The organism is Desulfogranum aggregans, assembly GCF_055398265.1.
Window position 1 is genome coordinate 3,719,420 of the sequence record NZ_AP042447.1, and the last position, 26,667, is coordinate 3,746,086.

23 protein-coding genes and 2 pseudogenes are annotated in these 26,667 nt (G+C 56.7%); 12 read left to right on the plus strand and 13 right to left on the minus strand.

What is annotated here, in order from left to right; all coding sequences use genetic code 11:
• The first annotated feature begins 46 nt into the window (after positions 1–46).
• From ACZ52Z_RS16395 to ACZ52Z_RS16435, 9 genes and pseudogenes are all read left to right on the plus strand, one after another.
• Positions 47–2,317, plus strand: coding sequence for a pyridine nucleotide-disulfide oxidoreductase/dicluster-binding protein (locus tag ACZ52Z_RS16395; protein ID WP_464267849.1), 2,271 nt, complete (start codon positions 47–49; stop codon positions 2,315–2,317).
• Positions 2,314–2,523, plus strand: a complete 210-nt coding sequence (locus tag ACZ52Z_RS16400) for a DVU_1557 family redox protein (RefSeq protein ID WP_464267850.1) — start codon at positions 2,314–2,316, stop codon at positions 2,521–2,523. Before ACZ52Z_RS16395 ends, ACZ52Z_RS16400 begins: the two co-directional genes overlap by 4 nt.
• On the plus strand, positions 2,520–3,239 hold the full coding sequence (trsM, locus tag ACZ52Z_RS16405; protein ID WP_464267851.1) for a DVU_1556 family methyltransferase: 720 nt from the start codon (positions 2,520–2,522) through the stop codon (positions 3,237–3,239). Before ACZ52Z_RS16400 ends, trsM begins: the two co-directional genes overlap by 4 nt.
• Complete coding sequence (locus ACZ52Z_RS16410; protein WP_464267852.1) at positions 3,226–3,672, plus strand: DVU_1555 family C-GCAxxG-C-C protein; 447 nt, start codon at positions 3,226–3,228, stop codon at positions 3,670–3,672. The genes trsM and ACZ52Z_RS16410 overlap by 14 nt, the downstream gene beginning before the upstream one ends.
• Positions 3,665–4,987: pseudogene (trsS, locus tag ACZ52Z_RS16415) on the plus strand (radical SAM (seleno)protein TrsS); the annotation flags it as partial. The gene ACZ52Z_RS16410 and the pseudogene trsS, both read left to right, overlap by 8 nt.
• A 69-nt stretch (positions 4,988–5,056) precedes the next feature.
• A pseudogene (locus ACZ52Z_RS16420) lies at positions 5,057–6,355 on the plus strand (DVU_1553 family AMP-dependent CoA ligase); the annotation flags it as partial.
• Complete coding sequence (locus ACZ52Z_RS16425) at positions 6,339–7,352, plus strand: XdhC family aldehyde oxidoreductase maturation factor (protein ID WP_464267853.1); 1,014 nt, start codon at positions 6,339–6,341, stop codon at positions 7,350–7,352. The pseudogene ACZ52Z_RS16420 and the gene ACZ52Z_RS16425, both read left to right, overlap by 17 nt.
• The gene (locus tag ACZ52Z_RS16430; RefSeq protein ID WP_464267854.1) at positions 7,349–8,449 is read left to right on the plus strand and encodes a DVU_1551 family NTP transferase; all 1,101 of its coding nucleotides are present in this window, start codon (positions 7,349–7,351) and stop codon (positions 8,447–8,449) included. The genes ACZ52Z_RS16425 and ACZ52Z_RS16430 overlap by 4 nt, the downstream gene beginning before the upstream one ends.
• The gene (locus ACZ52Z_RS16435) at positions 8,427–9,077 is read left to right on the plus strand and encodes a histidine phosphatase family protein (protein ID WP_464267855.1); all 651 of its coding nucleotides are present in this window, start codon (positions 8,427–8,429) and stop codon (positions 9,075–9,077) included. The genes ACZ52Z_RS16430 and ACZ52Z_RS16435 overlap by 23 nt, the downstream gene beginning before the upstream one ends.
• A gap of 40 nt (positions 9,078–9,117) precedes the next feature.
• Here the strand turns inward: ACZ52Z_RS16435 and ACZ52Z_RS16440 are convergent, their stop codons facing one another.
• The 4 genes from ACZ52Z_RS16440 to ACZ52Z_RS16455 all read right to left on the minus strand — a co-directional run bounded on the left by ACZ52Z_RS16440 (position 9,118) and on the right by ACZ52Z_RS16455 (position 11,043).
• Complete coding sequence (locus tag ACZ52Z_RS16440) at positions 9,118–9,426, minus strand: EAL domain-containing protein (protein ID WP_464267856.1); 309 nt, start codon at positions 9,424–9,426, stop codon at positions 9,118–9,120.
• Between the two features lie 95 nt (positions 9,427–9,521).
• Positions 9,522–10,067 (minus strand): Hsp20/alpha crystallin family protein, encoded by a 546-nt coding sequence (locus ACZ52Z_RS16445; protein WP_464267857.1) that lies wholly within the window; start codon positions 10,065–10,067, stop codon positions 9,522–9,524.
• 97 nt (positions 10,068–10,164) lie between these two features.
• Complete coding sequence (locus tag ACZ52Z_RS16450) at positions 10,165–10,551, minus strand: Hsp20/alpha crystallin family protein (protein WP_464267858.1); 387 nt, start codon at positions 10,549–10,551, stop codon at positions 10,165–10,167.
• A gap of 45 nt (positions 10,552–10,596) precedes the next feature.
• Positions 10,597–11,043 (minus strand): Hsp20/alpha crystallin family protein, encoded by a 447-nt coding sequence (locus tag ACZ52Z_RS16455; protein ID WP_464267859.1) that lies wholly within the window; start codon positions 11,041–11,043, stop codon positions 10,597–10,599.
• 205 nt (positions 11,044–11,248) lie between these two features.
• Between ACZ52Z_RS16455 and ACZ52Z_RS16460 the strand changes: the two genes are divergently transcribed.
• Together ACZ52Z_RS16460 and ACZ52Z_RS16465 are read left to right on the plus strand one after the other, a co-directional pair.
• The gene (locus tag ACZ52Z_RS16460; protein WP_464267860.1) at positions 11,249–11,821 is read left to right on the plus strand and encodes a hypothetical protein; all 573 of its coding nucleotides are present in this window, start codon (positions 11,249–11,251) and stop codon (positions 11,819–11,821) included.
• A 193-nt stretch (positions 11,822–12,014) separates the two neighbouring features.
• Positions 12,015–15,113 (plus strand): DUF748 domain-containing protein, encoded by a 3,099-nt coding sequence (locus ACZ52Z_RS16465; RefSeq protein ID WP_464267861.1) that lies wholly within the window; start codon positions 12,015–12,017, stop codon positions 15,111–15,113.
• Positions 15,114–15,147: 34 nt separating this feature from the next.
• Here ACZ52Z_RS16465 and ACZ52Z_RS16470 read toward each other — a convergent pair whose 3' ends face one another.
• From ACZ52Z_RS16470 to ACZ52Z_RS16510, 9 genes are all read right to left on the minus strand, one after another.
• Positions 15,148–15,279, minus strand: coding sequence for a hypothetical protein (locus ACZ52Z_RS16470; protein ID WP_464267862.1), 132 nt, complete (start codon positions 15,277–15,279; stop codon positions 15,148–15,150).
• 29 nt (positions 15,280–15,308) lie between these two features.
• Positions 15,309–16,580 (minus strand): catalase family protein, encoded by a 1,272-nt coding sequence (locus ACZ52Z_RS16475; RefSeq protein ID WP_464267863.1) that lies wholly within the window; start codon positions 16,578–16,580, stop codon positions 15,309–15,311.
• A 168-nt stretch (positions 16,581–16,748) separates the two neighbouring features.
• The gene (locus ACZ52Z_RS16480; RefSeq protein WP_464267864.1) at positions 16,749–18,869 is read right to left on the minus strand and encodes a di-heme-cytochrome C peroxidase; all 2,121 of its coding nucleotides are present in this window, start codon (positions 18,867–18,869) and stop codon (positions 16,749–16,751) included.
• Positions 18,870–19,224: 355 nt separating this feature from the next.
• Positions 19,225–20,211, minus strand: a complete 987-nt coding sequence (locus tag ACZ52Z_RS16485; RefSeq protein WP_464267865.1) for a hypothetical protein — start codon at positions 20,209–20,211, stop codon at positions 19,225–19,227.
• 28 nt (positions 20,212–20,239) lie between these two features.
• Positions 20,240–21,946, minus strand: a complete 1,707-nt coding sequence (locus ACZ52Z_RS16490) for an AMP-binding protein (RefSeq protein ID WP_464267866.1) — start codon at positions 21,944–21,946, stop codon at positions 20,240–20,242.
• Between the two features lie 14 nt (positions 21,947–21,960).
• Positions 21,961–22,878 carry a thiamine pyrophosphate-dependent enzyme gene (locus tag ACZ52Z_RS16495; RefSeq protein WP_464267867.1) on the minus strand — a complete coding sequence of 306 codons (918 nt, stop codon included), beginning with the start codon at positions 22,876–22,878 and terminating at the stop codon, positions 21,961–21,963.
• Complete coding sequence (locus tag ACZ52Z_RS16500) at positions 22,875–24,122, minus strand: pyruvate synthase (RefSeq protein ID WP_464267868.1); 1,248 nt, start codon at positions 24,120–24,122, stop codon at positions 22,875–22,877. Before ACZ52Z_RS16500 ends, ACZ52Z_RS16495 begins: the two co-directional genes overlap by 4 nt.
• Positions 24,119–25,045 (minus strand): 2-oxoacid:acceptor oxidoreductase family protein, encoded by a 927-nt coding sequence (locus tag ACZ52Z_RS16505; protein ID WP_464267869.1) that lies wholly within the window; start codon positions 25,043–25,045, stop codon positions 24,119–24,121. The genes ACZ52Z_RS16500 and ACZ52Z_RS16505 overlap by 4 nt, the downstream gene beginning before the upstream one ends.
• Positions 25,046–25,093: 48 nt before the next feature.
• Positions 25,094–26,209, minus strand: coding sequence for a Glu/Leu/Phe/Val family dehydrogenase (locus ACZ52Z_RS16510; protein ID WP_464267870.1), 1,116 nt, complete (start codon positions 26,207–26,209; stop codon positions 25,094–25,096).
• A gap of 86 nt (positions 26,210–26,295) precedes the next feature.
• Between ACZ52Z_RS16510 and ACZ52Z_RS16515 the strand changes: the two genes are divergently transcribed.
• The gene (locus ACZ52Z_RS16515) at positions 26,296–26,616 is read left to right on the plus strand and encodes a hypothetical protein (RefSeq protein WP_464267871.1); all 321 of its coding nucleotides are present in this window, start codon (positions 26,296–26,298) and stop codon (positions 26,614–26,616) included.
• Positions 26,617–26,667: the final 51 nt, after the last annotated feature.

Here is a 26,667-nt window from a genome sequence, read left to right on the forward strand (position 1 = left end):
GGATATACCCCGGAAGGTTCTCTGCGTTGATGCTCAAGGAGGGCTAATGGAACAAAAAGAATTGCGGGCCTGGGAGGCTCGCTGCATTCAGGAAGAGTCGCCGGCCTGCAGTGCGGGATGCCCTGTAGGGGTGGACGCCCGCGGTTTTGTGCAGGCGGTGCACCGTGGCGATTTAGCTGCCGCTCGTACCCTGTTGGAAAAATCCATGCCCCTGGCAGGTATTGTCGGGCGTCTTTGTGAAGCGCCCTGCGAGCAATACTGCCTGCGCCGGGAACTTGGGGGGGCAATCGCCATCGGTTTACTGGAGAGGTACTGTGTATCCACTGTTCCAGCCAAAGGCAAACTCTTGCGCCTCCCGCCCCGGAAGGCACAGGTGACGGTGGCCGGTGGAGGCCCCAGCGGCCTGACGGTTGCCTATGATCTGGCCAAAAAAGGGTATCCTGTTACTGTCTATCATAGCGGCGAATATCCCGGCGCCTGGCTACGCCATCTAGCCCAGGATCGGCTGCCGTCCTCAGTTATGGACCAGGAACTGCAGCGACTTGAGACGCTCGGAATTCAGTTTCACCGGTTAGATCACTGCGATGCCAGGGTATTTGAAACCGCCCAGGCCCTCTTTCTAGGGTTCGATGATGCGTTGCCCGATCAATTTCAGGGCCTGAGGGCGGAAGCCGATCCGCAGACCCGTGCCTTGGAGCGCGAGGGGTGGTTTGCCGGCGGCCTGAGTCCCCATAACCACAGCTATCGCTTTATTACCGATGTCTCCCAGGGGCGGGAGGCGGCCGTCTCTATCGACCGTTATCTGCAGAAAGCATCCTTGACCAGTGGGCGAAAATTTCCTGCACATGGAAAAACCGATCTTTATACCAATACCCGAGCCGTTGAACCCATCACCCGCATTGCGCCAGCATCTTCCGCGGGGTTCGACGAGCAGGAGGCGGCCGATGAGGCCGCACGTTGCCTGGATTGTCAATGCCTGGAATGCGTGCGCCACTGTCGTTATCTTGCCGAGTATGGGAGCTACCCCAAAACCTATGCCCGCCGTGTGTATAATAATTCCGCCATTGTCAAGGGGACACATCAGGCAAACGCCTTTATCAATTCCTGTTCGCTGTGCCGGCAATGTGAAGAATTCTGCCCGAATGATTTTTCCATGGCTGATCTCTGCCTTGAGGCCCGTCAGCTCATGGTTCGTGAAGACCGGATGCCGCCTTCGGCCCACTGGTTTGCCCTGGAGGAGATGCAGGCTGCGCAGGAGGAGGCCGCCCTGGCCTGTCATGCTCCGGGCAGGGACAGCAGCACGTTCCTTTTTTTTCCAGGGTGCCAGCTGGCCGGGATCAGACCCGAACAGACCCTGCATCTCTATGCGACCCTCGCCGAAATGGAGCCCGCAACGGGTATATGGCTCGATTGCTGCGGCATACCGGCTCATTGGGCTGGTCGGGAAACACTGTTTGCCGCAAGCACTGCCCGATTGGCTGCACAGTGGAATGCCCTGGGACAACCGGAACTGCTGATTGCCTGTTCTTCCTGTCTGGCCATGTTCCGCCAAAATCTGCCGGAGATTCCCGTGCATTCTGTATGGGAGGTGCTTTGTGATCAGGTGCCAGAAGGAGGGCGAGGTGGCGGCGAGGTGGCCATATCCGATCCGTGTACAGCCAGATACGACCGAAAAACCCGCGAGGCCGTGCGAGTACTCGTTGAGCGCCTTGGTCACCGCAGAGTGGCGTTGCCGATGTCTGAAGAAGTAACCGAATGCTGCGGTTTCGGCGGGCTGATGGAAAATGCCAATCCTGCGATGGCGGCCAAGGTTGCCCAGGCTCGAGTGAGCCAGACAGAGGCGACCATGCTCACCTACTGCGCCATGTGCCGAGACCAGCTGGCTAAAACCGGGCGGCCGGTTGCCCATATTTTGGATTTCCTCTACCCTGATCACGCGTTTCCGGCGGATGCGCAACCGCAAACCCTTTCCGCACGGCGCATAAACCGGCGTCGTCTCCGAGAACAGGTATTGTCGCACTATTCGGCGGAAGAGTTACCTCCCAGGGAGCCCTGGGAGGCGCTGCAGCTGGAGATTGCCGCTCCAGTGGCCGCCAAACTGGAACAGCGGAGAATCCTGGAAGACGATATCCGTCGGGTGCTCTATACCGCCGGTGAACAAGGAAAGTGCTTCAGGCATGGAGCGGGCAACACCCGCTTGGCCTCTGCTCAGCTGGGAGCGGTTATTTTCTGGGTGCTCTATTCGTTAGAGGACGACAGGTACACTATACAGTCGGGGTGGAGCCATCGCATGACCATCCATGGAGGGGCGACATGAATTTGAGTTTTCTTCCCGAAGATATGAACTGGACCTGCGAACCCTGTGGCGAAAAGCTGCGGCCGGGGAAGGTCGAACTATGCTATCTCAATTCGGTTTTTCAGGTAGAACTGCCGGTCTGTCCCAAATGCTCGGCTGTGCTCATTTTCGAGGAGCTTGCCACCGGGAGAATGCTCGAGGTGGAGCGGCTGCTTGAGGATAAATGAAGCCGCTATATCTGCAACCAACCGTGCGCCAGACCCTTGGCGGGTGTTTGCGGCCTGGAGGAGAGGCGCTCACCCGCCGCATGGTCGACTCCCTTCGGCCTGCTCCCGGAGACCTAATCCTTGACGCCGGTTGCGGCGGTGGCAGTACCCTGCAGCTTATGCATCGAGCAGGCTGGTTTCGAGTCGTTGGCGTGGATCTGGACACCTGTTTACTCAAGGAGGCATCCAGGAAAGGGGGTACCGTGGCTGCAGGTGATCTGGCAGCATTGCCGTTTCGCACCAGCAGTGTGGATATGGTTGTCTGCGAGTGTGCCTGGAATTTGAGCGAAAAAGCGCAGGCGCTGGCGGAGTTTGCCAGAGTGCTCCGTCCACAGGGGTGGTTGGGAATGACAGACATTTTTTTTCGTAACCGCCATGGCATGCAGGCCCGGGGCAGTTGGCCCAAGCGTTCCTGCTTCGCTCAGGCGACCGGCCTGGCACAGGTGGTATCCGAGGTGGAGAAGCAGGGGTTTACGCTTATGGAGCTGGAAGACCATAGTCAGCTGCTGCGACAGACGGCAGCCCAATGTGTTTTTGCCCACGGTTCCCTGCGCGGCTTCTGGGAGACGGTCACTGGCTGTGGCGAGCAGGCGGCAGCTGTCTGTACAGCATCGGCAGCTTCGCTGCCGGGAATGTTTTTACTCACTGCCCAATGGAAAAAGTATGAACCCGTATGAGCTTGATATATTGCGTCTGGCGAACCAGGGATACTGTTGTACCCAGATTGTGCTACTGATGGCCCTGGAGGTACAGGGACGGGAGAATAAAGGATTGGTGCGGGCCGCCTCCGGTTTGTGCCATGGCTTTCCTGATGCAGCTGGTCCGTGCGGGGCTGTTGGCGGTGCCGCATTCCTGTTGGGATATTATGCCGGCAAAGGGACAGCCGACGAGGAGGAGGATGAGCGACTGCCCCTGATGCTCAGTCAACTGACAGAATGGTTTAACGATTATTGCGAAAAGCGGTACAGCGGTATTTCCTGTGAACAGATTGTGGTGGGCGGTCAACCGGACGCGGGTATCTGCGGCGGGTTGATTGCCGACTGTTACGGCCAGGCCTTGACGATCCTGGTAGAGCATGGTTTTGATCCGGAGCTGACGCATGATGAGTAAATTTCTCCATGCAGTCGAGAGCGTCTGCCCGGAATGCCTGAAGCGGGTTAAAGGACAGTTGGTTCGCAGTGATGATCGGGTTGTGCTGAAGAAAGTTTGTTCGGAGCATGGGCATTTTTCTACGGTGGTCTGGAGAGGTGAGCCCGAATTTACTTCCTGGTACCGTCCCAAGATCCCATTCTATGGCGGGCCGCGAACCTCTCCGGGCAAAGGCTGTCCCTATGACTGCGGGCTTTGTGCACACCATACCCAACGAACCTGCACGGCCCTGGTGGAGATCACTTCACGGTGCAACCTTCATTGTCCGGTCTGTTTTGCCGACAGCGGCACTGGTCAGGCTGGTACGGACCTGGACCTGATCGACCTTCAGCGAATGTTTGCCGCCATCATGGCGACTACCGGCGGGTGCAATCTCCAGCTTTCCGGAGGGGAACCGACTGTTCGTGATGACCTTCCCCAGGTGGTTCAAGCAGCGAAAGAGGCTGGTTTTACCTTTGTGCAACTCAACAGCAACGGCCTTCGCCTCAGCCAGGACCAGGCCTTTGTCGCTCGACTGCAGGCGGCTGGTTTGGACTCGGTATTTCTGCAGTTTGACGGAGTGGATGATGAAGTGTACCGGACCCTGCGCGGACAGGCGCTCTATGCAACCAAGTGCCGGGCCGTGGAGCACCTCAGCCAGGCAGGGATAGGCGTGGTGCTGGTGCCGACCATTACTCACGAGGTGAACACCCACCAGCTGTGGGATATTGCCTGTTTCGGGCTGGAGCGCCAGCCCCATGTCCGGGGGGTACATTTCCAGCCCATGAGCTATTTCGGCAGATTTCCCTGCAATTTTTCTCCAACACATGTCACCCTGCCCGAGGTGATGAGTGGGCTTGCCCGCCAGAGCAGGGGGATGATTGAGGTGGACGACTTCCAGCCACCCGGGTGCGAACATGCCCTCTGCTCTTTTTCCGCCCGCTACCTTACCCATGCAGATGGCCGCCTGGAGCGTCTGGGCAGCAGCTGTGATTGTAGGCCTGTTCCCGCTGAAGAGGGAGCATTGCGGTCCATCGGGGTAACGGCTCGTCAATGGAGCGGTGTGCCAAGCGAACAGGAAAAAGCGGCATCGCAGGCTGATGATGCCCTGGGGCGTTTTTTGCAGCGTGCTCGGACGCATACATTTTCCATTTCCGGTATGGCTTTCCAGGACTGCTGGTCTCTCAATCTGGAGCGGCTGCAGGGGTGCTGTATCCATGTCGCTCGGCCGGACGGCAGGTTGATTCCGTTTTGCAGTTTCAATCTCACCTCGCGCAGCGGCCAGTCGCTCCATCGCCCGACCGTTGCGCAACGGTCCGCGCCCTCTCCCTCAGCCGCTGCCGTGGCATGCACCACAGTGGATTCGCTGGTACAGCGACGTCTGGGCATTGGCGGGCGGATGACCAGGGAAAGACTTGAACAGGCCCAGATGCTGGTGCTGCAAAAAACAACAGAGCACGCTCGCCGTAACAGCCCCTATTACCGACAGACCCTTGCTTCCGTTGATATACCAGGCCTCCGGACATATGCGGACATGGAACAGCTCCCGCTGTTGACTGTCAACGTTATTCTCGATCAGGGCCAGCGCCTCCTCTGCGTCTCACAGAGCCGGGTGGAGCGGGTAGTCACCTTGCAGACCTCCGGCAGTACCGGGGCACCCAAGCGGTTTTTTTTCAGCCGCACTGACCTGGCGGCAACCGGAGAATTTTTTCTGCAAGGGATGCTTTCCCTGGTTGATGTTGGCGAACGGGTGCTGGTGCTGTTGCCCACTGAAGCGCCCGCAAGCGTTGGCAGCCTGTTAGTGGAAGCCCTCCTCCAGGGAGGCGTCCAGGCCCAAGGCATGTGGCCTCCTCCCTCTGCGAGTGAAATGGGAAGACAGGTTGCGGCAAGGAACATCGATTGTGTGGTGGGGCTGCCCCAGCACCTGTTGGCGCTCTCTGCAGCCGTACCACCAGGGTGTCTCCGCTCTCTGCTGCTCTGTTCCGATTACGCAGCGCCTGCTCTTCGAAAACGGATGGAAGCGGACTGCGGCTGCCCGACCTTTCTTCATTACGGTACCACTGAATCAGGCTTGGGCGGAGGGGTGGAGTGCGGGATGCACAATGGGTGTCATCTGCGGGAATCGGACTTGCTGGTCGAGATAATTGATCCGAACACCGGCAGGCAGCTGCCTCAAGGAGAATCGGGGGAGGTGGTTATCACCACCATACAGCGTGAGGCCATGCCCCTGTTGCGGTACCGTACCGGAGATATCGCTGTGCTGGAACGGTCAACCTGTGAGTGTGGGGGAGTGACTGCACGACTGAAGGACATTCGGGGACGAATGGTGGGTTGCCAGTTGGCCACCGGCGGGATAGTGTACAGTCAGGAGTTGGATGATGTGTTGTTCTCTCTGCCGGGCCTGCTGGATTATCGAGCACGTATCGACCATGTCGGGATGGACCGGATGCATCTGCAGTACATGGTTGAGCCCGCTGCCGGTAATCTGGCAGGCCTGCTCGCACGGCAACTGAGCCGCGTCCCGGTCATCGCGGATGCGATCAGTGCAGGAGCTTTGCAGGTGGGGGAAGTGGAGCCGGTAACCGCTTTTGCCCCTGTGCATACATTGAAACGGACTATTGCAGATCAACGTTACCTAGGAGAGAGAAATGCGTTTTGTTCTTGATTCGCTCATTGCCTCGCTTGAAAAGGGAAATGCGGCCGTGCTTGGTGCCATTGTCGAGAGTTCGGGCTCCGCCCCGCGCACCTCAGGAGCCAGAATGCTGGTGCTGGCGGACGGATCGCTTCATGGGAGCATAGGGGGAGGGATGGTTGAGGGCGCCTGCCAGCGGGCAGCCAGGGAGTTGCTCACTGATTCCCGGCTCTATAGGGAGATGCACTTTAACCTGAGCGCTGCCCAAGCAGCAGATGAGGGAATGGTATGCGGTGGTACGGTTCGGGTCCTGCTGCAGGCAATACAGCCCACGGAGAAAGAACGATTTGTGGCCCTGCGTGAGGAGTATCGGCAGGGAAGGCGCCCCATGCTGTTGACCCGTCTTCCTGCAGCGGACAAGCCGCCGCAAATGCTCAGCCTGGGAGCAGGGAGGGATGCAGAGGTTCCGGATACCATCCGGGAGATGGTCGGTCAACGATTGCGCCGGGCACCGTTTGTGATTAACCATGGGGGAGAGCAGCTTTTTGTTGAACCGCTGGTACAGCCTGGAACCGTGCACCTGGCCGGGGGGGGGCATGTGGCCCTTGCCACTGCCGAACTGGCTGTTTATGTAGGGTTTGAGGTGGTGGTGATGGATGACCGGGAGGAGTTTGCCAATCGAGAGCGCTACCCGCAGGCCAGGGAGATACGGGTGGTTGAGGGGTTCAAAGAGTGCTTTTTCGCGCTCGGTGCCGATGATTTTGTGGTGATCGTCACCCGTGGACATCAGTACGACCGCGACGTACTGGCCCAGGCACTGCAGACAGATGCTGGATATATAGGGATGATTGGCAGCAGTAAAAAACGCAAAGCAGTCTACGCCTCCCTGGAACAAGCAGGATTTAGCGCCGGTGACCTGGAGCGCGTTCACAGTCCTATTGGATTGGCTATCGGTTCAGATACCCCCAGGGAAATAGGGATGAGCATCGTGGCGGAACTGGTCAAAGTCCGGGCAGGGATGAAAAAATGAAGTTGGCTGCGGTAATCCTGGCTGCTGGCTATTCGTCGCGCATGGATGGATTCAAGCCGCTCATGCGATTGGGGGACCACACCCTGATTTCCCATTGCATCCGCTTGTTCCAGCATATCGGGGTGGAGGTCTTGGTGGTGGTCGGTCATCGTGGACACGAGGTGACCCAGGCTGCCCGAGGTCTTGGTGCGGAGGTGGTGGTGAATCCCGATTTTGCCCAGGGCATGTTTTCCTCGGTACGTGCCGGCCTGGCAAGGGCAATGGAGATGGATGGCATATTCATCCTCCCGGTGGATATTCCCCTTGTTCGCCCGGCAACTGTCAGATCCCTGCACGCAGCCTTTGACGGCGATCAGGTGATCCATCCGGTTCGTGACGGCCTGCGGGGGCACCCGCCGCTTATTCCCGGTAAACTGATTCCAGCGATTTTGCAGTACCAGGGAAGCGGCGGGCTCAAGGCAGCCATGGAGCGATGCCCGACCACCGAGGTGCAGGTCTGGGATGACGGTGCCTTTATGGATGCCGACACCCCTGAAGATTTTCTCCGCCTTACCCGCAGGTGGAAGAACAGGGAGGTGGGGTCACGGGAGGAGGCGGAGAGTGTGGCCTCCATCCATATGCCGCCCAGAGGTATTGCCCACGGACAGGCTGTGGCAAGGGTTGCTGCCAGGTTGGCTGAAGCATTGCAGGCCAAAGACATTTCCCTTGATCCCGATGTGGTCTATAATGGGGGCTTGCTTCATGATGTTGCCAAGGGACAGGCCGACCACGAACGTCGAGGAGGCGCGTTGATGCGGGAACTCGGACTCTCTGCCCTTGCACCGGTTGTTGCCGGCCATCGTGATGCCCAGCCGGTGGCGCCGGAGGCGTTGGGGGAAAAAGAGGTGGTTTGTCTGGCTGATAAACTGGTGCGTGGAACCAGGCCGGTTGCAGTGGAAGAGCGTTTTCAGGAAAAACTCCTCCTCTACAGGGATGATCCGGCTGCCTGCAGCGCAATTCGCAACCGGCTACGCAATGCCCTGCTGCTGCAGCAGGCATTTGAACAGGTGGTTTCCCGGCCGCTGGCAGCAGTGCTTGGTCGGGAGCACAGCGGGTGACCTCTCTGCTGCTTGTCCGCCACGGGCATATTTCTTCCCCCCGCCCCGTCGCTACATCGGGCGTACCGACCTTCCGCTCACCCGGCAGGGCCGGGAACAGATGGAGCAGCTTGCGACGGTGCTGCCCGGCTTAGGGCTAGAACGGTTGTTCACCAGCCCTCTCAGTCGTTGCCGGCACAGTGCGCAGGTTCTCGCGGAAGCTCTCGATTATGAGCCGGAGCTACATGGGCAGTTTACCGAGATTGATCTCGGTGCCTGGGAAGGGCTCACCATTGATGAGGTACGACAACGCTATCCAGGAGCGTATGAGCAACGAGGACGTCACTTAGGCGATTTTCGTCCGCCGCAGGGGGAAAGCTTCCAGGATGTCCTTGAACGGGCATGGCCGGCAGTCAGGGAAATAATGGCTGCCGGACAGCAACAGGTGGCAGTGGTCACCCATGCCGGCGTCATTCGGGTACTTGTCTGCCATCTCCTTGGTATGCCGCTGAGCCATCTGTTTCGCCTGGAGTCAGAGTATGGCAGGGTAACTATGATCAGGTCAAGCAGGGAGGGAATACGACTTGCCGGGTACAACCTTCCCTGGCAGGGGCTTGCGGCGGCAATGCCGGTGAAAAGCCGGAGCTGATCGGCTGAAATACGCTCTAGGTCACGCAACGCGAAAAAGCTTACCGTTCCTCCTCGATCGGGGCATAGGAGGCCTGCAGGAGCTCTTCTACCTCCTCGCGGGGAACCGGCTTGCTCAGCAGATAGCCTTGCAGTTCATCACATTCCATCATCCCCAGGGCGGAACACTGGTCTCTGGTCTCCACCCCTTCGGCTACCACATTGAGGTGAAAACTTTTTGCAATCCCGATGATTGATTGGAGCAGGGCCAGGTTGCTCTGGTCTCCACCAATATTCTGGACAAACGATTTGTCGATTTTCAGGGTAGTAAGCGGAAAAAACCTGTCCTGCCAGTGGATGGTCCTTTGCACAAAACAACAGTCCTTTGTGCTGTGTAAGCACAAAGGACTGTTGTTGAGCATATCGCGTGTTGTTCACGGATCCCTAATTGGGGAGAAGAATCGGGTCAGGAAGTGGTAATTTCGATGGGTTTACCCTGGTGTTCTATCACCTCCTGTCTGGGCATGGTGACCGTCAGTACGCCCTGTTGAAAATGTGCTGCGATCTGCTCCTGATCGACATCATCGGGAAGAGAGAGCACACGCTGAAATGCTCCATAGCTTCGTTCCATGCGGTAATAATTTGCTTTCTTGGTTTCCTTTTCCTGCTTTTTCTCGCCGGTGATGGTCATGGTATTGTTATCGATATTGATCTGCACCTCCTCTTTGTTTACGCCAGGTATCTCTACCGTGAGGATGTAGGCGTTATCTTCTGCACGCAGATCCACGCGCGGTTTGAGCAGACCGTAGGCTCCAAGAGGGGTCGAATGGCGCTCTCCACTTACGGTACCTAAGGGCGACCCGAAAAAATGTGCCAACAAGCTGTCCATTCCGGGCTGTAGACCCCCGCTTTCCATCCAGCTACGGTCTGGCGTTTTGCGGACCGGAACGTTGCCCTCCTGGTTTTCCTCTTTGCTGAACCAATTCCATGGGGCCAGTTTTTTGAGTTCCATGGCTTCCTCCCTTGAGTGGGGAGGGCGTGGTCGGGATCCCTCCCGTTCACTCCCCCCTCCGGTGTTCAGGAAATGTTGCGCCGCACAGCCGAGGCTGTCAGCCGGTGGTAATCTCGATCTGTTTTGGTTTGGCTGACTCAAGTTTTGGCAGATGCAGTTCAAGTACCCCATCCTGAAGATGGGCTTTGATGTTTGCCACATCAATTGATTGAGGTACGGAAAAGGTACGGCTGTATTCCAGGGCACCAAATTCCCGCCACCTGGATGCTCCCGTATCAATGATTGTCCTGGTGCCGTTCAGGCTCAGTTTGCCGTTGTCGATGTTGATGGCGATATCTTCCCGCTGCACGCCGGGTAAGTCGGCGTGGAGAAGAATTTCGTTATCATTTTCAAAGATATCAACTGCAGGCGCTACCACCGGCAGTTGTTTTGCAGCTGCAACCTCGGTGTTTGGTTGTGTAGTAAGTGCTTTGTCTTCGCTCATGGTGTTCTCCTTATTGGCTCGATATGAATGGACACGTGCTCCGCTTTAATTGATCGCAATCTGTTTCGGTTTGGCGGCCTCTGATTTTGGCAGCGTCATAACCAGGATTCCGTCATGGAGAGCGGCGGTCACTTTTTCCGCGTCAACTTCATAGGGCAGGGTAAAGCTTCGCGAGAACGAAAGCGCCTCTCGTTCGGTCCTGTGCACGGTGTATCCATCAGGAACGGTACGGGATCGCTTGCCGCTGAGGGCAAGATAGTTTCCCTGAATTTTAATGTTGATGTCCTCCTTGGACACCCCGGGGAGTTCCACCATTACTTCGAGGTTGTCGCCGGTGTCATTGAGATTGGTTCGTGGATATTTATCGGCAGCAGCCCACGGGTGCGATTGACCGGTCAGTCGGTCAAATTCCTGGAACGCATTGCCCAACCGAGAACGAAAAATGTCCATGTTGTTTATCATTCTCTCCAGTTCATTCATTCGCGTCCACATTGTGTATTCCTCCATCGCTGAGTTGGTTGAGTGTGGTCGTTTTCTTTTCTGAGGGAAAAATAATTATTGCTTTCACAGTGTCAAGCGTAATAAGAAAAAAAATAATTTTTACTTTTCATTACTTTTTATTAAAAAATTGACAAAGTAATGCTGCGCTGCTATCATATTTTCCATCAAGACTAATATTCTGTGAGGAGTAGAGAAAATGACAGCAGATATGCCTGATTTGGGACTGACGGCGGAAGTCCTTAAAGGGAAGCAGTCAATCCGGGCGACCTTCAGGTTACCGGTTGATATCATACAGCTGCTCAGTATTGCTGCCGCACAGTTGGGGATTAAACAAAAAACCCTGTTTGATCAGCTTGTTGAAGACAGAGAAATATTGGCCCAGGTGGCTGATGAAGCAAGGCGATACGAGGGAACCCAGGAAGAGCGGCGTCAGAAAACCCTGGTCTTGAGTCGAAACTCCCTTATTTCGCTGGAAAAAGTCGCACGCCAGTATGGGATGCCCCGGGATGTGCTGGTTGAAGTGTCGATCAGCCGTCTGCTGCCAGTGATCGATGCCGAGCAAAAAAAGCAGAAACATCGCAAAGCCATGCTTGCGGAATTGGAGCAGCATCACCAACAGGGACTGCTCCTGCTGGAGAAAACAGACCAGGTGCTGGGGGAAAATGACCCGGTCTGCCAGCGCATTGCCCAGGCTCTGGAAGTCGAACAACGACAGATTGATCAGATCCGCCAGATTATCCGGCGAGGACAACGGGTGGAGGAATTTTAACAGGAGGGATGGGCGATCAGGACAAGCAATCTAGAGCAATTTGCACGTGGAAATAAGACGACGCTCCGGTTTCAGTAAGTGACCATCCTGCCGATTTTTGCTATGGTGCCACATACCTCCATGCAAGAGAGGCAGGGGCAAAGCATAAACAGGATGCCCTGAAAACCGATACTGATCCGTTGGGAGAGACTGAATGAAGAGAATGATTCGAGTGTTCATTTCTCTATTGGTTGTGGGCATTGCTGTCATTTTTTTACTACCGTTCGGGGCAAAGGTATACCTGCAAAAATGGTTGGTGGATAACGGGGCTGAATCCGCCACCATAGAAAAAATCTGGTTTAATCCTTTCCGTGGAAGCCTCTCTCTGGAGGGGGTGAGCATTCAGCGCGAGAATCGCTCCGTTTTTTCCAACAGCAGCATATACATGAATTTCGGCCTCAGCATGTTGCTGCGTCGTGAGGCTCACCTCCAGGAGGCCAGGCTGGCCAATGTCATGCTGGACATCGAACGGGCAGGGGACGGCAGTATCCGCATAGGTTCGTATACCCTGACTGGGGGAGCTGCCGAACCCGAGGTGCAGGTGGCGGTGGAGCAGCCGGAGGCGGAAACTATCACCCCGTGGCTGCTTTACGCTCAGCAGGTTGAGTTGGAGAATGTTGCTGTGCATTACCGTCAACCGGACCTGGAAGCGGACTGGCTCATCGAAAAAGGCAGTATTGTCCGGTTCAGTACCAACCCGCAGGAACCTACAGGCAGCGTCAGCATCAAGGGGCTGTTCAACGATGCACCGTTTGATGTGGACCTGAACCAGGTTGGAGTTGCTCCGCACCTGCTTATTCAGGGGAGGGTGAAGGTGACTGCGGTTGATCTCAGTCGTTTCGCTCCGCTGCTTGAGCCTTCGGTGTCGCCTTTTCAAGGGGTTGTCGGACTTGATGGCACCCTCGCCCTTACCATGGACGAAAGCGAGGGGCTTGATGTTGCATATGACGGAGCGATCGGCTATGCCGGTGCAAAAATCGGCGGCCCTCAGTGGTCGATTGACGGGGAGGCCAACTGGATAGGAAAGGCCGGGTTGCAGATGTCTTCCTCGGAATTGGAGGTTGCCACTGACGGCATAATGAAGCTCGATGCCCCGAGGCTGGGCGTTGGTAGCGAGGAAGCGAACAACACGGTGCAGGGGAATAGTCTGGCCTATGAGGGCCAGGTGCGGTATGTGCAGCAACTGGGTGCAGCCTACGGGGCCACCGTGGAGACCAAAGGGCGTTTATTCGGGCAGGCCCTCCAGCTGGCAATGCCAGGGTTTGCCTACGATCAAGAAAGCCTGGACCTTGACGGTCAATCCAGTGTTGCCTTGAGTGATGTTGTCCAGGTCAGCTATCAGGGAAAGATTGACCTCGGCGTCACCAGCCTGGAGGCCGAGGATGTGCTTACTGTTGACGGGCATAGCCTGCAGTGGCAGGGCGCGGGAGGCTATACACTGCGTCCTGATGGCCAGGAGATTACGGCCGATGGAAGGCTGACAACAGAAAAAATTGCGCTCAGACTCGATACCGACAATGTCCTGGTGAGCCAGGAGCGGAGCGTGCTGGAGAGCGATCTGGCTCTGCAGCTCGCAGAGCAGCCTATTCTGAAAGGAAAAATCAGCGCCCAGGTCGAGCAACTGCAGCTGCTGCAAAACGATGAACCGCTGGGCGCACTGGAACAGCTGACCATTGGCGATGCAGGAAGTGACGGTAGCGGCGGACTGCAGGTACCGCGGGTGGAGATGCACAATCTTCAGGTTGCGGCAGCCGGAACAGGTCCTGTGACGGTTACCATCCCCCTGGCTGCGGTTACCGACATCTCCACTGCTGATTTTACCGCCTTTACCGTGGGTGAAGTGACGATCACTGAGCCTGAAGTGGCCGGCAAGGAACCTGGAGAGCGAATGGCGTCCCTGAACCAACTGGCAGCAAAGACCATTGAGGTGGCTGCGACCGGCGACGTGGCTGCGCAGGAACTGGTGCTGCGCAACGGCGACTTTCTTTTTCGAGCCGATCCTGCGCTCCCTCCTCTATTGACGTTAGGCGCCATGGAGGCAAGGGCATTACAATGGTCCGCAGCAGAAGGCTTTCGTTGCGAGAGCGTGAATCTTGACGCTCTCTACGGCGTTTTGGTCAGAGAGAAACAGGCTGCCGAAGCACCATCAACAACTGATGCGCCGCCTCCGGAAAAACAGGATGAGAGCGGCTTGGCAAGCGGTCTGCCGGTTATGATCGGCGAGATCAATCTGTCTGGGAAAACCGGTTTTTCCTTTACCGATCAGACCTTGAGCACTCCGTTTCAGACTGAGCTGCTGCTGCGTTCAGGCCGCATTACCGGCATCGACCTCAATGATCCGGAAAAGCCGTTTACCTATCGTTTTGAGGGGATGTTCGATACATATTCGCCGCTGATTATTGAAGGAAGCAGTGCACCGCTTGCCGAGCAGCTGTTGGTTGAGCAGCAGACGATCCTGAAGAATTATTCCCTGCAGAAACTTTCGCCGTATGTGGTGGACGCTATCGGTACCTACTTTGAGAGTGGGGAGCTGGCCCTGACATCCACTAAAAAGATCAAAGGGAAAGACCTGGACTTGGATAATCAACTGGTCCTGCAGGATATTCAGGCCAGGACAGTCGATGATGAACTGGCCGCACAGCTCAACAATCAACTGCCTGTGCCCCTGGATTTGGCCTTATCCATGCTGCGCGACAACAAGGGTAATATTGAACTGGATGTCCCCATTTCCGGGAACGTGGATGATCTCAGTTTCGGGCTAAACGACATTATCGTCACTGCCCTGGGAAAGGCCATCACCGTAGCCGTAGCACCTTATCTAGCCTACACCTTTCTCGGACCGGCCGGCGCCCTGGTATACATGGGGGGCAAAGTCGGGCAGGCTATGCTCGAGACCGATCTTCCTTCAATACGTTTTGCTCCCGATGGCAATGAGCTGTCCGAAGAACAGAAGGCCATACTGGATAAGGTGGGACCGGCTATTGGCAAAGACAGTACGTCCACCTATAGTATCTGCGCAAAGGTTGCTGTCTCTGAGTTGGATGGAGTCCAGGAGCAGCAAGCAAGCACATATTCGCTCATGAACAATGCCCAGGCACGCAAGCAGCTGTTTGAGATCGGAGAACATCGGGCGATGACGGTGAAAGAGTATCTGCTGACCAACCACGGGATTGACGAAGCGCAGCTGCTGATCTGTAATCCAGGGGTGAATTTTGAGGATCCGGGGACGACGGTTATCGAGTTCAAGAAGTAGTACGGCGTCCATGGGCGCACGCTCAAGGGTCGCATCAGTACACCTTGCCCATAAAGATCAGCTTTCCCTTGCGCACAGCGTTTGTATAGACCGGGCGAATTGCCTTGCCGTCCACCAAAAGCGTGTGGTGCTGCGGGATGTGCGTTTTCGAGGTTTGTTCACCCATACTTCCCACCTGTAGATGCTGGTGTAGTACTACTCTTTTCGATGATGGATCGACATGTCATACACGCTTCGTCGGAGGCGGTTGATCCCTCCTACCGGTTGGTGAGCGGAAAGGGAGTGCCACGGTGAGTAGGCAAGCTGTTCACACCGTGCTCTGGCCGCTTCACTGGTCGTATTTTGAGGAGCATTGATTCGGATGGTTGCAATAGAAATATATGCATCTATTTCCTTTCTGTCCGCAGTGTCCCAGGTGGTTGAGGTATTTTCAATCAGTGCCTGATCCTTTCCGAAATCAGTCTGCCGGTCCCTCACCTGAACCTGAAAGTCAAAGAGGATGTCTTTGCTGTCCTGCATGGTTGCTGCCAGGGCTTCCCTCAGGTAGTCGGCCGGCGGTGGAGTGGTGAACGGTTCCTGTTTGACCGGCTTCCGGGGAGCGGCAGAAAATTTCATCACCCTGTCCGGCCCGAACAGGAAAGAGGCCGCACCGAAGTACCGTACCTGCAGCGGGTTGCGAACAGGCTCGGCCTGGATTTTGGTCACTACAATATTGAGGGTGTCAGTAAGGTGGCTGAGATCCTTGAGGGTAAAACCCGGGGGTAAGTTCTTGTTCTGCGCAGCAAGGATGGCTCTGAGTTTTTCCAGATCCTCGGGTTGCGGTGCTGGAAATGGCGGCGGTGTCCGGTTTACCTCAGCCAGGAGCAGTACCAGCCCGAAAAGTGCCGAGGGGTCATTCCCATGGGGGGAGGCATTGAGAGCGTCGGTGAGGAAGCCATAACTGCGGACATCGGCAAAGGCGAACTGGGGAGTGTTGATCATCAGAAAATCCTGGGTATTGCGGCCGTCGTCCTGGTCTAGCATCGGTCCTTCCACGTCATAGACCTTGACCGCCATTCCCCGGCTGCCGTGTTTTCCGCCTTCAAGGTCCGGCGCCACTCGCACCGAGGCATTGGAAAAGCGGATCATTGCCTGGTAGCTTTTGCCCGGTTGCCGGAACAGGCCGATCTGATATTGCTGCGCAATACCCTGGTTCACGGTAAAGGTCGCCTCCACGCAGCCGTGGGCCTTGGGGTGCACGCCCCGCAGTACCCGCCCGTTTTGCTCAGGCAGCACGGCCCGTTTGTCCTGCAGTTCAGGCGTCAGCTCGGCGATATGGGCGATCTGTTCAGCTTCGCCCGGAGGGATTTTTTCAAAATTTTTCGCGCCGGAGGATGTATTGGTTTCGGCGCATCCGCCTGCGAAAAGCAGTAGGATAATTGCCAGTGGGAGTGTCCAGCCATCAGGTGAGTAGGAGAATGGATTCATGATATTCTCTTGAGTAGAAGGTGATCAGGGCAAAAGGATCAGGAATATTCGTCCCTGGTTTGCTCTCTAGGGTGAAGGGAACTGTTTCGCGGTATTTTTCCAAGCATGTACATCGAGCGGAGGTGCCGCATTGCGGGCGCCGGGAATGGGCCAGCGCCCGCGCCTGGTTTACAGGGATTTGATGAATTCCAGCAGGGCCAGCCGCTCATTATGGGAGAGTTGCGGACCTATCCGACCCGGCACCTCGGCATCGGTAAAGAGGTGGCCAGTGTTGCGGTTGCCGGGGATGGTGGTATCCAGTTTAAAGAGTCCTTGGGTATCACCCAGGACCTGCATCTCCGGCTGTACCGGGCCCGCACTCCCACGAAAGGCATAGCCGAGGTAGGTCGGGTCAAAGGCGCGACTGCCCAGATAGAAGGTCTGCGCCTCCCTGTTCCGTTCCTCCTGGGTGGAGAGCAGCAGATACAGAGTCGGTACCGAACCGTTATGGAGAAAAGGAGCGGTGGCCCACACCCCGTTGAGCGGTCGCGGCTTGTAGGCCGGCAGTTCTTCCACAACCGCCGAGCTGCTCCCTGAAGGATAGTTGGCAGGCATGTATCCTTCAGGGGTTTGCCTGTATTCTATGGTGGCCCGGATACCGTTGGGACGATACCCATCAAGTGCCAGGCGCTCCTCAGGGGGTATTTTTTCCTGATCATACCAGTACGCTTTAGTCGACTCAACGATGTCGCCCAGGGCGACCCCGAAATTGGTGCGGTTCATGCTATTGGGGTTCGGCGATGGGACAGGTGTCGGTTGGCACTCGGGCGGATGGGAGGTGACGTTGATCAACGTCCCCGCATGCTTGAGGGGAATGGTTGTGGGCGTGACAACCGTACGATAGGCCATATCATAGGCAGTCGCGCAGTCGGTACCCATTTTCATCACCGGCTGCGGCCGCAGGGCCAGATAACGATAAGGGTATTGTTTCTCGTTTATTTCTGTGGGGGACGACCAATAGGTATCTGCAAAAATTTGCTTCTCCTTCAGTGGCGGGAGATGGCACCGCACGCATAATCCCCTCCGGTATTGTTCATCGCTGGCTGCGGGATCGCCCATATACAGTCTGCGCCCTGCAGCCACCAATCCCTTATCCAGCGGTGGCAGTGGTTGTATCTTTTCCCATTGCGGCGAAGCAAGCCCGCCAAATTTTCCGGCGTCCAGGGGATGTTCTTCGCCGCCCAGCAGTTGCTCCATGCGGTGGATCTCATCAATGGGGACTGCTGAGGCAAACAGGGTCGGCCCGGGATGGGACAGGTTGACCGGTGCCGACACCCCCAGTGCCTCGCCCAGGTTGCGCACCATGGGCTGCTGGATGGAGCTGTTATACTGGACCCAGTCAAACCAGGAGGTATTCCAGATGTGGGGAAAGCTGACCGGAGCACTGGTCGGGTGGAAATTTTCCGGAAGCTTCATCTGCACCGCAAAGACCTGATTGCCGATCCGGTTGAGGGCATCAAGACGGGTAAACCCTTCTTCTACGGACAGCGCGGCGATCGTATTTTCAAGTTTCCTTTTTTCCTTCCCCCCCACAACAAATCGGTTGAACTGTTGTTTGAGGCGTTTCCGGTTTGTCGCTGTGTTGTGTTCTTTGAGCACCGCTTCAGCAAAGCGGTTGAAACGTCCCGGTACGTAGGTGGTATAGGCCATGGCCAGGCCCAGGGTTTCCCGGAACATATCCAGGCTCACCATGGCCTGGCTGCCATCGATGAGGATGCGTTGCCCCTCATATTCCAGTTGGCCGGTATGGCAGGCGGCACAGGTCAACCCCACGGATCTGGCATTTTTCCCTGTGCCGGGCAGCGGCAGTTTATCGCCTGTCCCCATGTTGACCCATTCACCGCCAACGGCAAATCCCACCGGCAGGTCGGCAAGGTTGTAATCCGCTCCTGAATATTGCGAGGGAATATTTGAGGCAGCATAACCGTAGGATTCACCCGAACCATAGGTTTTCACTGTAGTGGGGCTGGGAATAAAGCCCATGCGAGCCAGGTATGCTTGATCCATGAGTTTACTCGGGGTGCCGAACAGTTGCAGGCTTGGTTGCTCCAGAGCCATAAGCCACTCAAAGGGTATGCCAAAGGTATTGGTTCCCTGGTGGGCATGGTGGTACCAGTGACGTTCATCGTTGGTCCAGCCCTGCTCGGCCCAGCTTGTTGGCATTCCCTCCTGCGGCGGCGGCAGGCTGGCGCAGCCGCCAACGATCACTACCATACACAACAGACTCGCCAATTGTGCTTTATTGAGCATTCATTTTCCTCCTGATGATGAGCAGCCCTCTTGTCGTATGCGTAAAGGAAGCCTCCAGCTCGGTGCAGACCAACTGTTACTGTGATGGTCTGTCGCCATGAAGGTGCTCTTTGTTGGTGTATTAGGGTATTGGCCTGTACTACTCCGTAGGGTTTGCAGGATTCGCGCCAGCAGCGGTGGTCGTCGCAAAGTGTCTGTGCGGTCTGGAGAGCGCCCAAGGGAGAGCAAGGAAGGGGAAAACAGGGATGAGGAAACTGGTGCATATGGAGCAGAAGTGGTGGTGGATATGCACCACACCACCAAAGCCGTACACCACCTGTTGCTGACGCCGAAAGGGAGGCCGTGGGTGTGGGCCTTACGGCCCTGTTGAAACCCGGACCAGAATCCCCTGCCGCTGCAGTTCTCCTCCTGCGGCGAACTCGGCCAGGGAAATGGTATGGACATCGTCCTGATCTTCGTTGTCAACGATGGCGTTCATCCAGTTCAGGGTGAGCGAAAGCTCGCGGATGGAGAGCGATGCTGCCGGCTGCATCATAATGGAAATGAAATGGTCCAATGATTTCTCTGGTTCACCGATATGGGCCTGTTTCTCGGCAATGGCCTTTTCCGTTGCCTGGAGTTGCTTGTCAACCTCAGTAATTTTTTTTCGGGTCGCATGGTCAGGCGGAGCAAGCTGGCTCAGGGCATGACTCTTGCCGCGCAGGATCCACTTCATGGAGTGAAGGTGGGTCCGACGCTCCCGCAGCTCGGTTAACTCCTCGCGCAGTTCCGCGATGGTTGTCATAACCGTTGTTGCGAGAATTTCCATTACTTTTTCTCTGAGCAGGGTCCGTGTGCTTTCCACGCTCTGGGAGGGCGCTACCAGGAGCAGGTCGTGAAAATCGACGGTCTGCATGGCCACATCACGCATCACCATCTGTCCGTGCTGTTGCTGGCCGAAGGTCGTCTTGATTTCGCGGGACATGGTCAGCAGGGCTACCATCTCCCTGGAGAGTTCTGACAGCCTGCTCTTTTCCGCCAGCAGACGTTGTTGCACTTCTGTAATCTGTTCAGGGGAGTGAAAGATCGCTCGCAGGAGCGGCTCGGAATGATACTGCTGAGGGGCGAGTTCCACCGGTCCGGGAATAGCGGCAACCAATTCATGGCTGTAGGCCATGGCATGTTCTATTGCCGGCAATGCTTTCGGCCTATAGCTGGATGCCAGACGAATACGGCTGTCAGCAATCTCGATGGCAGCTTCCAGGACCTGCAGCGTGTGTTTGTATTCGGGGGAGCGGGGCTGCAGGGCTTTGAATATTCTTCCCAACCAGGATCGCTGGTTGGTATCGCTGGAAGCGTCCATAGGATAATCTCTCCTGGGCAGGGGCAGTTTAAGTGGCAAGTCCCATTTTGTCCACCGCGATTTCCCGCATTTTGAACTTCTGGATCTTGCCGGTAACGGTCATTGGAAATTCCTCCACAAACCAGACGTGGCGAGGGATTTTGTAGTGGGCGATCTGATCGCGGCAGAAATCCCGGATTTCTTCCTCAGTCACGGTCATCCCAGCGTGGGGCTGGACCCAGGCCATGATCTCTTCGCCGAATACGTCGTCAGGGATACCGAACACCGCCACTGCAGCAACTTTGGGGTGGGTAAAGATGTAATCCTCAATTTCGCGGGGATAGATATTTTCTCCGCCGCGAATGATCATTTCTTTCAGCCGTCCGGTTATCTCCACATATCCTTCTTCGTCCATACTGCCGAGATCCCCTGAATGGAGCCATCCCGCAGGATCAATGGTCTTGGCCGTTGCCTCCCGGTCGCCATAGTACCCCTGCATGATGTGGTAGCCGCGAAAACAGAGTTCGCCGATGGTGTGAAGCGGCACCTGCTCACCGGTGACCGGGTCCACCACTTGCACTTCCTGGTGCGGGAGATTGCGGCCAACGGTATGCACGCGGCGATGGAGGGTATCATCGGGCTGGGTCAGGTGAGTGATGGGTGAGGCCTCGGTTTCCCCGTAACCGATGAGAATCTGCGGGCAGTGCATGTCCTGCATCACCTGCCGCATCAACCGGGGCGGACAGGGGGCGCCTGCCATGATGCCGGTCCGCAGGCTGGAGAGGTCAAACTCCGTAAAACGGGAGTGCTCCAGCTGGGCAATGAACATGGTCGGTACCCCGTGAACAGCGGTACAGTGTTCCTGGGCAATGGCCGTAAGGGTTTGCAGCGGATCAAAATGTTCGCAGGCAATAATAATGCAGGCGCCAACCGAGAGGCAGAGCAGGTTGGCCAGTACCATCCCGAAACAGTGGTAAAACGGGACCGGTACGCATAACCGGTCGTCTGCGGTGAAACGCATGGCCAAGGCGGAGAAGTAGGCGTTGTTGAGAATGTTGTGATGGGTCAGTACCACGGCCTTGGGAAAGCCTGTGGTTCCGGAGGTGTACTGGATATTGATCGGATCATGACATCCAAGGGTCTTACCGACAGCTGCAAGCCGGCTGGCGGCAACTCCGCGTCCTGCGGCGAGGATGTCCTGCCAGGGAAGCAGGCCTAGGTACGGAGAGCGGGTCTGTTTCGGTTTGGTAGGATCATAGAGGGCGATATGACGCATAAACGGAAACCTGGCACTGTGCAGGGTATCGCCCGCAGTCGCGCTTGCCAGCTCAGGAAACAGCTCAGTCACCATGGCCAGGTAGTCAGAATGGCGAAAGGCGGGAATCATGAAAAGCCCTTGCACCTCGGACCGCTGCAGGGCATACTCCAACTCCCTGAGACGATAGGCAGGATTGACGTTGACCAGGACAGCCCCGATTCTGGCCGTGGCCAGTTGAAGCAGCAGCCATTCGATATTATTGGTGGACCAGATGCCGATACGGTCCCCCTGACTGAACCCCAGGGCAATGAGCCCCTTGGCCAGTTCGTCTACCGCGACCGCCAGCTCGTCATAACGCAGACGGCGTTGCTGAGGGAGGGAGACAATCGCTTCATGGTCGGGATACTTTTTGGCGATGGCGCTAAAGTGTTCGGGGATGGTTGCCTCTAGCAGCGGCGACGAGCCATTGGTTCGGTAATAGCTCTTTGTCCTGGCCATGGCTTTCGCCCTCCTCAGCGTTCTACCGCATCCCAGTAGGCATCAATGCGTAGTTGGATATCTTGCAGGGTTGCTTCATCGCGATGCGGATGAAACAGGTGAGCATAGCGCCCCTGCAGCTTGAGGTATTCTTCCACCGGCAGTCGGGGAGAAGGAATTCGGGTGTGGACAACCGCTCCGTTCCTGTACTCTTTCAGCGGCCAGACACCGCTGGCTACCGCTTTTTTACCTATTTCCACCGAAAGGCTGGGGTCAAAATTCCACCCTGTGGGGCACGGTGCCAGGGCGAGCAGTAGTCGGGGACCTTCGAGTTCGGTGGCCCTGGCAATTTTACGGGCAAGATCCAAAGGCTCGGCAGCAACGATTGTGGCAGCGTAGGCTGGTCGGTTGGCAGTCCATATGGCGAACAGATCCTTTTTGAAGCCTGGATACCCCCTGGAGCCTTTGCTGGTGGCTGTTCGCACCCCGTGGGGAGTGGCGGCCGAATACTGGTGACCGGTATTGCCGTAGCCTTCATTATCATAACAGAGGTAGAGAAAATCCAGATCACGGTCAATGGCCCCTGAAGTGGCGGAAAGGCCCATGCCATAGGCCGAGCCGTCACCGGTGAGGACGATGACTTCAAGGTCATTCTCCTCGGTAATCGTGCCGTTGGCCTTGAGAATATCCAGGGCATCGCGCACCCCCTGAGCCCCGGCCGGTGCCGAGGCCATGGCGGTGTACAGCCAGGCCCCGCGAAAAGGGGTGAACGGGTAGACCGAGAGCAGCGTCATGCAGCCGGCTGCATTGACAAAAATCGTTTTTTCCCCGAGGATGTCGTATATTTCGTGGAGGGCGGCCAACCCGCCGCAGCCCGGGCACATGGGCGTGCCGGTCCCGAGTATGTGCTGCTGAGGCAGGTCGCGTTTACTGGTAAAATCGGTGGTTTTCATCCGTTTGCTCCCGGTTGTGCCGGTGGAAAACCGGCAATGGTCTGCAGTGCCCGCATTTCCCGCATCTCCTGTTTGGTATAGAGCAGCCGCGGCGGGGGTGGCGTACCGGTTTTTGCTGCCTCTGCAAGGACGTCGGCCATGCCATGAAATTCCTCTTCAGGAATGTCCCTGCCGCCGAGGCCGCCGATGAAGCTGGCGATGACGGGGGCATGGTTGAGGCCATACAGACCACTCTTGAGCTCGGTGGCAAGAATGCCCCCCTTGCCCATGGAGATGTTCTGGTCAACGACGGCCACGCCTTTTTTCCCCTCCAGGGCTCGACAAAGGGCGGCTTCCGGGTACGGTCGCAACATCCTTGGACGGACCAGTCCGATTTTCCATCCCCGCTCACGGAGGCTGTCCACCGCCTGTTTGGCCTTGGTTGCAAAGGAACCGATCATCAGGAACACGTACTCCGCATCTCCAGAACGGTACTCCTCCACTGGCGCGTAGTGTCTGCCGAAGGAGGTCACAAAATCATCGCAGGCGGCTTCATAGACCGATAAAGCCGCAACCGATGCCAGGTGTGCCTGGTAGCGAAAGTAGGAATAGGTGCCTCCGCCAAGCACGGCAACTCCCGCACTGACCGGCTCATGGGCACGAAAACGAAGGGCATTGCTGGTAAACGGCGGCAGAAAAAGGTCAGCCTCCTTCGAATCGGGCAGTTCCAGGGCCTCCCGGGTAAAGGAGAGATAAAATCCATCCAGATTAACGATCACCGGCAACCGAACCTGCGGGTCTTCCGCCACCCGGAAAGCGATCAACATATGATCCACCACCTCCTGGCAGGTGGAACAGTGAAACTGGATACAGCTGCTGTCGCGTGCAGCGAGGATATCGTTATGATCAGGCTCCAGGGTGATGGGGGCAGCCAAGCCCCGGGAGACATTGATCAGCACCAGCGGAGCGCGCCAGCCGGCTATGGTATAGAGCATTTCCATGCCGTGGAGCAGGCCCTGGCTGGAAGTGGCGGTACAGGTCCGCACTCCGGTCACAGCGGCCGCTCCAGCGGCTGTGAGCATGGAATGTTCGGAGTCCATGGTCACCATTCTGCACTCGAGCTGGCCGCTGTCTATCCACTGGGATAGCGTTTCGATGATTTCTGTCTGCGGAGTAATGGGGAAGGCCGGAAGGTAGGCGATTCGTGCCAGTCTGGCTCCCCATGCAGCCGCACCATTACCAGTGAGTAATTCGCGATTCTTCACCTTTTCTCCTCACCGGGTAACCGGGAGGCCTCCTTTTCGTCAATGACCTGGATGGCATGGGTCGGGCATTGGGTCATACAGACCAGGCACCCTTTGCAGTGCGTATAGTCAATCCGTGGATAGCCCGAATCGTCCAGGTGGATGGCACCCTCAGGACAGAAGGTGCTGCACAGCCACCAACAGCGGTTGCAGACCGAGTAGTCAATAACCGGTTTCTGGGTTCGCCATAAACCGGTGGCAAGGTGTTCACTGGTAGCGGCATTGAAAATGGCCGGGGCAGTCTGCGGCCCTTCCTCTGCCTCCACCGTAAGCCAATCCGGGGGCGACGGAGCGAGTGCGGCGGCTGGTGACTCCTGAATTGCCACGGCAGTGGCATCAGCGGCATCATAGGCGTTCAGTGCCGCTCTGATGCTCTCTTCGGCTGCATCCGAATCAAGGTCCTGCAGCTCCTGGTCAAGCGCCGCTGCCAGCTTTTCCCGGGAAAGGACTCCAACCAGGGCGGCTACGGTACCGACACAGCGCATGCCCCATAAAAAAGGAGATCCATGATTATTCCCGGTTCGCGGCAGGCAGAGGACCTGACCTGGAATCCGCAGACGCTCCTTCCATTTTCCGGCAGGCAGGTCGGTGACGATCACGACCAGGGTAGCGCTCCGGCAGCCGTTGAGGATAGCGGCGGCTGGCACTGGCATGAGGGTATCGTCCACCACCACGATGCAGTCTGGATGCTGAATGATCCCCCGTTCATGAATGGGCGCGCGTGAGGCCCTGACATAGGCAAAAATTGGAGCACCGCGTCGTTCTGCGCCATAACGGGGTGCATCCTGTACCTGATAGTTTTCCAGGAAAAAGGCTCTTCCCAGAATTCGGCTGGCGGTTTTGACTCCCTGACCGCCGCGCCCGTGAAAGCGAATGCGATACATGTCTCACCCTCCTTACCCATGCCCATCTGGCCAAGCCGTCGATCGTCGCTAAAAGATACGCCACCTTTTAAGGCTCATGGCCTTTTCCAGGCGTTCTCTCGCCAATTGAACAGCGGCATCGCGAGGCACCAGGTTCTTGGTGTCAGCCAGCTCCAGCACCGCTCCTGTATTTCTTCGGATTTTTTCTTCAATGGCTTCCATGGAAGCGGTCTGGCTGGCATTGTGATATTCCATTGCCGCGCAGATGACGCCGCCCGCATTGGCGATGAAGTCAGGGATGACCAGTACTCCCTGGTTGTGCAGGTAGTGCTCGGCTTCTTCGGTAAACGGGATATTGGCACCCTGCGCGACCAGTCGGGTGGAAAGCCGGTGCATGTTGTCCTTGCGGATGACATCCGGCCGGGCTGCCGGGACCCAAATGTCGCAGTCTATGTCGATCACGGCATCGACGTCTCCAGAGGTGCCGCGGGTGGCCTTGCTCACACTTTTTCCCGCCTGCTTCAGCTCGATGAGTTCATTGACATTCAGCCCTTGCGGATGATGAATCGAACCACTGGAATCCGAAGCACCGATGAGAACGGCTCCATGCTCGGTGAGAAAACGGGCTGCATGCTTGCCAACTGCGCCAAATCCCTGGATCACCAGCCGTGACCCCTGCAGGGGGAAATCAGCATAGCTTAACGCCACGTCAATGGCATGGTAGAGGCCCCAGCCGGTGGCACCGATGATGTCGAGTGGTATTCCGCCGATTTCACTGGGAAGGCCGACTGCCCGTCCGATTTCGTCTTTTACCCATGCCATGCATTCCTCATTGGTCCCCATGTCCGGCCCAAAGATATAGTCTGTTTCTCCGCGGAGAGCGTGGGCAAACCCTCTGATCAACTGCTCTTTGCGGGCAGGATCCATTTTCGGGTCACCGACCAGTATGGATTTTCCGCCCCCGTGGGCCAGACCGGCGGCCGCATTTTTCAGCGTCATGGCACGGGCCAGGCGGGCGCATTCCTCCATGCTCACATCGGCGGCCATGCGCAATCCACCGATCGAAGGACCGGCAGCGACATTGTCAACTACCAGGATTCCCTGCAGTCCAATGGATGGTTCCTGGATGCAGAGAATTTTTGCCGGACCCAGATCATCAATAAATGAATCTATTGTTACCTGCATTCCATTGCACCTCAGTTGAATAGGATTACTGCAGAAACAATAATCATTTTTTCGGTATTCGTCCGCTTGTCTGATCGCTCTTTTCAGTGCAGCAGACCATTTCTTGTGTTTTCATTGGCCTTGATGAACCAGGCCATACTGTTGAGAAAAGTGATGATTTATTCTGTTGTGTTCCATCGTTGGTGCAAGGTGGCTTTTATTTCAGCGTGCGGACGGCAAAAGGGGCAGGAGTTTTCTTTGTTTTCGTGCACTCCGCGTCATTTGACGATCCGGTGTCCGCAGCAATAAAATTCAAGCCTGCTGCCGTAAGGGTCCTGCAAACGCCTGTCCCAGCAGTGGTCCGCTTTTTTTCCTGCACACTTGAAAAAAACTTTATGGAGAGGGGCTTGTGTGGTTTATTGTCCTGACTACCCAGCGGCCATGATGGGCAGAAGTCATGCTGCAGTTGACGTCGTTTT

Excerpts from the sequence above, each read along its gene's own strand:
- ACZ52Z_RS16395 (WP_464267849.1), top strand. The coding sequence starts at position 47 with ATGGAACAAAAAGAATTGCGGGCCTGGGAGGCTCGCTGCATTCAGGAA.
- ACZ52Z_RS16400 (WP_464267850.1), top strand. The coding sequence starts at position 2,314 with ATGAATTTGAGTTTTCTTCCCGAAGATATGAACTGGACCTGCGAACCC.
- trsM (WP_464267851.1), top strand. The coding sequence starts at position 2,520 with ATGAAGCCGCTATATCTGCAACCAACCGTGCGCCAGACCCTTGGCGGG.
- ACZ52Z_RS16410 (WP_464267852.1), top strand. The coding sequence starts at position 3,226 with ATGAACCCGTATGAGCTTGATATATTGCGTCTGGCGAACCAGGGATAC.
- ACZ52Z_RS16425 (WP_464267853.1), top strand. The coding sequence starts at position 6,339 with ATGCGTTTTGTTCTTGATTCGCTCATTGCCTCGCTTGAAAAGGGAAAT.
- ACZ52Z_RS16430 (WP_464267854.1), top strand. The coding sequence starts at position 7,349 with ATGAAGTTGGCTGCGGTAATCCTGGCTGCTGGCTATTCGTCGCGCATG.
- ACZ52Z_RS16445 (WP_464267857.1), bottom strand. The coding sequence starts at position 10,067 with ATGGAACTCAAAAAACTGGCCCCATGGAATTGGTTCAGCAAAGAGGAA.
- ACZ52Z_RS16450 (WP_464267858.1), bottom strand. The coding sequence starts at position 10,551 with ATGAGCGAAGACAAAGCACTTACTACACAACCAAACACCGAGGTTGCA.
- ACZ52Z_RS16455 (WP_464267859.1), bottom strand. The coding sequence starts at position 11,043 with ATGTGGACGCGAATGAATGAACTGGAGAGAATGATAAACAACATGGAC.
- ACZ52Z_RS16460 (WP_464267860.1), top strand. The coding sequence starts at position 11,249 with ATGACAGCAGATATGCCTGATTTGGGACTGACGGCGGAAGTCCTTAAA.
- ACZ52Z_RS16465 (WP_464267861.1), top strand. The coding sequence starts at position 12,015 with ATGAAGAGAATGATTCGAGTGTTCATTTCTCTATTGGTTGTGGGCATT.
- ACZ52Z_RS16470 (WP_464267862.1), bottom strand. The coding sequence starts at position 15,279 with ATGGGTGAACAAACCTCGAAAACGCACATCCCGCAGCACCACACGCTT.
- ACZ52Z_RS16475 (WP_464267863.1), bottom strand. The coding sequence starts at position 16,580 with ATGAATCCATTCTCCTACTCACCTGATGGCTGGACACTCCCACTGGCA.
- ACZ52Z_RS16480 (WP_464267864.1), bottom strand. The coding sequence starts at position 18,869 with ATGCTCAATAAAGCACAATTGGCGAGTCTGTTGTGTATGGTAGTGATC.
- ACZ52Z_RS16485 (WP_464267865.1), bottom strand. The coding sequence starts at position 20,211 with ATGGACGCTTCCAGCGATACCAACCAGCGATCCTGGTTGGGAAGAATA.
- ACZ52Z_RS16490 (WP_464267866.1), bottom strand. The coding sequence starts at position 21,946 with ATGGCCAGGACAAAGAGCTATTACCGAACCAATGGCTCGTCGCCGCTG.
- ACZ52Z_RS16495 (WP_464267867.1), bottom strand. The coding sequence starts at position 22,878 with ATGAAAACCACCGATTTTACCAGTAAACGCGACCTGCCTCAGCAGCAC.
- ACZ52Z_RS16505 (WP_464267869.1), bottom strand. The coding sequence starts at position 25,045 with ATGTATCGCATTCGCTTTCACGGGCGCGGCGGTCAGGGAGTCAAAACC.
- ACZ52Z_RS16510 (WP_464267870.1), bottom strand. The coding sequence starts at position 26,209 with ATGCAGGTAACAATAGATTCATTTATTGATGATCTGGGTCCGGCAAAA.